This window comes from Nocardia sp. NPDC004604, assembly GCF_040609795.1.
Taxonomy (GTDB): Bacteria; Actinomycetota; Actinomycetes; order Mycobacteriales; family Mycobacteriaceae; genus Nocardia.
In genome coordinates this window covers 1-4124 of the sequence record NZ_JBEXLC010000284.1, presented here as the reverse complement: position 1 = coordinate 4124, position 4124 = coordinate 1, and the positions used below count along the sequence as shown (strand labels likewise).

At 63.9% G+C, this 4124-nt stretch carries 5 protein-coding genes and 1 other RNA gene; 2 read left to right on the top strand and 4 right to left on the bottom strand.

The window, feature by feature from the left end; genetic code table 11:
• Both ABZW16_RS43240 and ABZW16_RS43235 read right to left on the bottom strand, forming a co-directional pair.
• A partial coding sequence (locus ABZW16_RS43240; RefSeq protein ID WP_354961970.1) for an SAUGI family uracil-DNA glycosylase inhibitor occupies positions 1-94 on the bottom strand: 94 nt, incomplete at its 3' end.
• A 61-nt stretch (positions 95-155) separates the two neighbouring features.
• A complete protein-coding gene (locus ABZW16_RS43235; protein WP_354961969.1) occupies positions 156-488 on the bottom strand; it encodes a hypothetical protein in 333 nt (110 codons plus the stop codon).
• Between the two features lie 431 nt (positions 489-919).
• On the opposite strand from ABZW16_RS43235, the gene ABZW16_RS43230 reads away from it, so the two are divergent.
• Positions 920-1309 carry a hypothetical protein gene (locus tag ABZW16_RS43230; RefSeq protein ID WP_354961968.1) on the top strand — a complete coding sequence of 130 codons (390 nt, stop codon included), beginning with the start codon at positions 920-922 and terminating at the stop codon, positions 1307-1309.
• Between the two features lie 203 nt (positions 1310-1512).
• Here ABZW16_RS43230 and ABZW16_RS43225 read toward each other — a convergent pair whose 3' ends face one another.
• Positions 1513-2430, bottom strand: a complete 918-nt coding sequence (locus ABZW16_RS43225; protein WP_354961967.1) for a slipin family protein — start codon at positions 2428-2430, stop codon at positions 1513-1515.
• A gap of 102 nt (positions 2431-2532) precedes the next feature.
• An RNA gene (gene rnpB / locus ABZW16_RS43220) (RNase P RNA component class A) lies at positions 2533-2948 on the bottom strand.
• A gap of 106 nt (positions 2949-3054) precedes the next feature.
• On the opposite strand from rnpB, the gene ABZW16_RS43215 reads away from it, so the two are divergent.
• Positions 3055-3942 (top strand): alpha/beta fold hydrolase, encoded by an 888-nt coding sequence (locus tag ABZW16_RS43215; RefSeq protein WP_354961966.1) that lies wholly within the window; start codon positions 3055-3057, stop codon positions 3940-3942.
• Positions 3943-4124 lie beyond the last annotated feature (182 nt).

Genomic DNA, 4124 nt, shown 5'->3' with positions numbered 1-4124 from the left:
ATAATAAATCAATATCGTGATTTTCATCTATAAAGCCTATAGATATGTTTTGTTTCTTATAATAGAGAATGAACGGATTCGGATCGAATGGCACCGAAATCGACCGGTGCCGAGACGATCCGCTGGTGGAGTTCCACGGTTTCGCAGTCGTGCTTCTACTGCAGTGCCAGCATGGTGCCGTTCAATTCATTGAGCGGACCGTACACAGTAAAGGTCACCCGTCCACCCGGGACACTGGCCGAGACGTCCGCCGCGGCGTCGAGTGCCTCGCCGAACGATGCCGCCGACGGATGCGGCAGACCGGCGATGGCCTGCCCGATGTGATTCTGGTGCACCCAGGCGGTGTCGGCCGAGTTGAGGTCGACCTGGACCCCACCCGCCAGCGGGGTGACCGCGACCGCCGAGGCGGATCCGGTGCCCAGCATGGCGAAAACCGATGCGGCCCCGGCAATCAACGCACCGGCGACCAGTGAACGAACAATCCGCATAAAGTTTCAGACCTGCTTCCGTGATCGAAGAATGGGGAGGTTCGTGGCGGCCCGGCAACGGGGCTTACCAACGGCGCCTACTCTATGACGTCGATCACGTTCAAGGCCAGTTCCCGCGGAAGCGACATACCGAACACGCCGAGCCGGGCGTCGCCACACCGTGACTGCTAGGGTTCCCCGGCGTGGCGGGGTTTGCCTTTCCCTGCACATTCGCAAGTGTCCCGTACGTCGACAATTGGGAGTTATCCACTGATGTCAACGATTCTTTTCGATTACCTGATGCCGCTGCTCGGTCCCGAGCAGGCGTCGTATTGGGCCCAGGTGTTCATGGTCAACCCGCTCTGACCTCACCAGCACCGATGCGGTGTTCGTCGCCTTCCGTTAACCACACGGGAGGCGGCGTTTCCCAAGTGCCGCTAGCATCCCGCTCCGTGACCAGAACTACCGCCGCGATCGTGGCAAGCTCCGCCGTATTCGCCCTGCTCATCGCTGGTTGCAGCGATGACAAGTCCTCCTCCACCGCCGCCTCTGCATCCGGCGCCGCAACCACTTCGGCGGCCAGCGCGGCCGGCTCCGAAACCATGGATAGTGTCAAGGCGGGGACGTTCGTCGTCAGCTACCGCAGCGCCTTCCCCAAGCTCGCCGATGGCAAAGACGACGCCAAGATCCGCGACGTCCTGGTCGAGACATGCAAGGACATCAAGGGCGGCAAGAGCGAGGACGAGATCGTCCAGAACGTCATCAAGCGCACGAAGGGCAGCGCCGAGGCCTCCAAGGAAGAGGCCCAGGCGATCTACCAGATGGCGAAGATGCTCTGCTGATCAGCTTTTCGGGCTGATCATTCCTTCAGCCACGGCAGGTAATTGGGCAGGTATTTCAACACGTATCCGACGGTGATCATGACAATGATCGAGATCACTGGAATCAGTATGGACATCGGCCCGGTTTCCTTACGTTGTGCTACCGATGCGGAATGTACGGCGCTGGACCGTCGCCGTACCCGTATCGGTATACGCCCGTTGTGTTACGAGCGCATACCGTCTTGGCTCGTCGCGGGCGTGTTGCCCGAACCGAGTGCCGGGGTCGGTTCGGGTGGGGTGATCTCCGGTGCCGTCGATTCCGGTGCGGCCGGGGTGGGCTCGGACTCCGCCGACGTGCTACCGGCGGTGGTCGGCTCCGACGAGGTACGGCTGTCGAGGAAGCGCAGCAGTTCCACCGGGAACGGCAGCACCAAGGTCGAATTCTTTTCCGCCGCAACCTGAACCACCGTCTCCAGCAGCCGCAGTTGCAGCGATGCCGGCGATTCCGACATCTGGGCGCCCGCCTGCGCCAACATCTTCGACGCCTGCAACTCGCCCTCGGCGGAGATGACCCGCGCCCGCCGTTCCCGCTCCGCCTCGGCCTGCCGCGACATCGAGCGCTTCAGGGAATCCGGGATGGAGACATCCTTGATCTCCACTCGGTCTATGTGGATGCCCCAGCTCAGTGCCGGGCTATCGATCATGATCTCCAGGCCCTTGTTCAACTCCTCGCGGTTGGACAACAGGCTGTCCAGATCGCTCTTGCCGATGATCGACCGCAGCGAGGTCTGCGCCACCTGCCCCACCGCGAACAGATAGTTCTGCACCTCCACCACCGCGCAGACCGGGTCGACCACCCGGAAATAGACCACTGCGTCGACCCGGACGGTGACGTTGTCGCGGGTGATGCCGTCCTGCGCGGGCACCGGCATGGTGACGATCTGCGTGGAGATCTTGCGCATCCGGTCGACGAACGGAATCAGCATGCGCAGCCCGGGATCTCGGGTGCCGACCACCCGGCCGAACCGGAAAACCAGCCCCTTTTCGTATTGTGCGACGATGCGCGCGCTCATCGCGGTGAGCACCCCGCCCGCGATCGCCCCGACCCCGAAGATCGCCCCGATAATGGCAAGAATATCCATGGTTACACCCCGTACGAAGTGCCTGACCGCACCGAATACCGGATCGACGGTCCACTTCCATCATGGCACTGGATGCCCCGGGTGGACACTGGATTACGGGGGCGGGCGAGTTGGCCTGTAAGCCGGATCCTGTCCCCGGTTCACACCGGGTGACGGCCATCCATCTGGACACACCGTTGCCGGGTGCCTCGAGCGGTCCACCCGCAGGCTCGGGCGAGCAACCCTCGAACACCTGCGCAGCCGCATCGCGAACGATGCGACCTTCGACCTTGCTCCGGGCGGGGTTTACCTAGCCGCCCCGGTCACCCGGGGCGCTGGTGCGCTCTTACCGCACCGTTTCACCCTCACCGCACGATCCCGGAGGATCGTGGGCGGTCTGTTTTCTGTGGCACTGTCCCGCGGGTCACCCCGGGTTGCCGTTAGCAACCGCCCTGCTCTGTGGAGTCCGGACTTTCCTCGGTGCCGGGCGGCAGCACTCGCGTGCCCGTTCCCGTCACCGCGGCCGCCCGGCCAACTCGTCCGCAGCGTTTAGCCTACTTTGATCACGGGGTACCTTGTTCACTGGCCTGACTGGTGACCGGTCGGGGGGTAGTAGTTCGGACCGAAACAGTACGGTGAGGTGCCATGGAACGTGTCGAGGTCAGTTTTCCCTCGGGCAGTGAGCAGTGCGCTGCCTGGCTGTATCCCCCCGACGGCATTCCCAAGCCCCGCCCGCTCGTGGTGATGGGGCACGGCCTGGGGGGCAACCGAGAAATGGGTCTGGATCGATACGCCCGCCGGTTCGCCGCCGCGGGCATGGGCGTGTTGGTCTTCGACTACCGGCATTTCGGGGCCAGCCAGGGTGCGCCGCGCCAGCTACTACATATCGCCCGGCAGCGTGCGGACTGGCGCTCGGCCATTGCGTACGCACGGACGCTGCGCGGCTTCGACGCCACTCGAATCGCCCTGTGGGGTACCGCGTTCGGTGGCGGCCACGTGCTGGCCGTCGCACCCGACGACGACTACATCGCGGCCGTGGTCGCCCAGGTTCCGTTCACCAGCGGCTGGGCCTCGGCCATGGCGAAGGGGCCGACCAGTCTGACCAAGGTCGCGACCCTCGCGGCAACCGATCTGCTCATCGGCCCGATTCGGCGCAAGCCGGTTCGTATCCGGTTGGCCGGACGCAAGCGCGCGGCGGCGCTGATGAGCGCGCCGGATGTGCCGGAGGGATATGGCAGGCTGGCCGAGGAGAGCGAGACCTACGAGCCGAAAGTCGCCGCCCGCGTTGCCTTCTCGACACTGTTCGATTCCCCCGGCCGCCGGGCCAAGGCGCTGAAGATGCCGGTGTTCTACGCGATCGCCGATAACGACAGCATCGCACCGCCCAAGCCGACGCTGCGCGCGGCCGAACGCACCAAACATGCGATCGTAAAGCGTTATCCAGTGGGGCATTTCGACGTCTACTTCGATGACGTCTTCGAGCAGACCGTGTACGACCAGACCGAGTTCCTGGTATCGGTGCTGCGGCCCTGACCTAATACCCCGTCCGGCTAGCTCCTTGCCGTATCGCCCGCTGGGTCCAGGGGCGGTCGAAGGTAGTCGAATGGTGTTCGCCCAGGCGGCGGATTCACGTGGTCGATGCAACAGTGGTTGATTGGGTGAGTATGTCATCGAGGATGTGGGCGGGGGTGCGGAAGCCGTGGCGTTTGCGGGGG

Bases quoted from the DNA above. Each gene is read 5' to 3' on its own strand.
- ABZW16_RS43235 (WP_354961969.1), bottom strand. From the start codon at position 488: ATGCGGATTGTTCGTTCACTGGTCGCCGGTGCGTTGATTGCCGGGGCC.
- ABZW16_RS43225 (WP_354961967.1), bottom strand. From the start codon at position 2,430: ATGGATATTCTTGCCATTATCGGGGCGATCTTCGGGGTCGGGGCGATC.
- ABZW16_RS43215 (WP_354961966.1), top strand. From the start codon at position 3,055: ATGGAACGTGTCGAGGTCAGTTTTCCCTCGGGCAGTGAGCAGTGCGCT.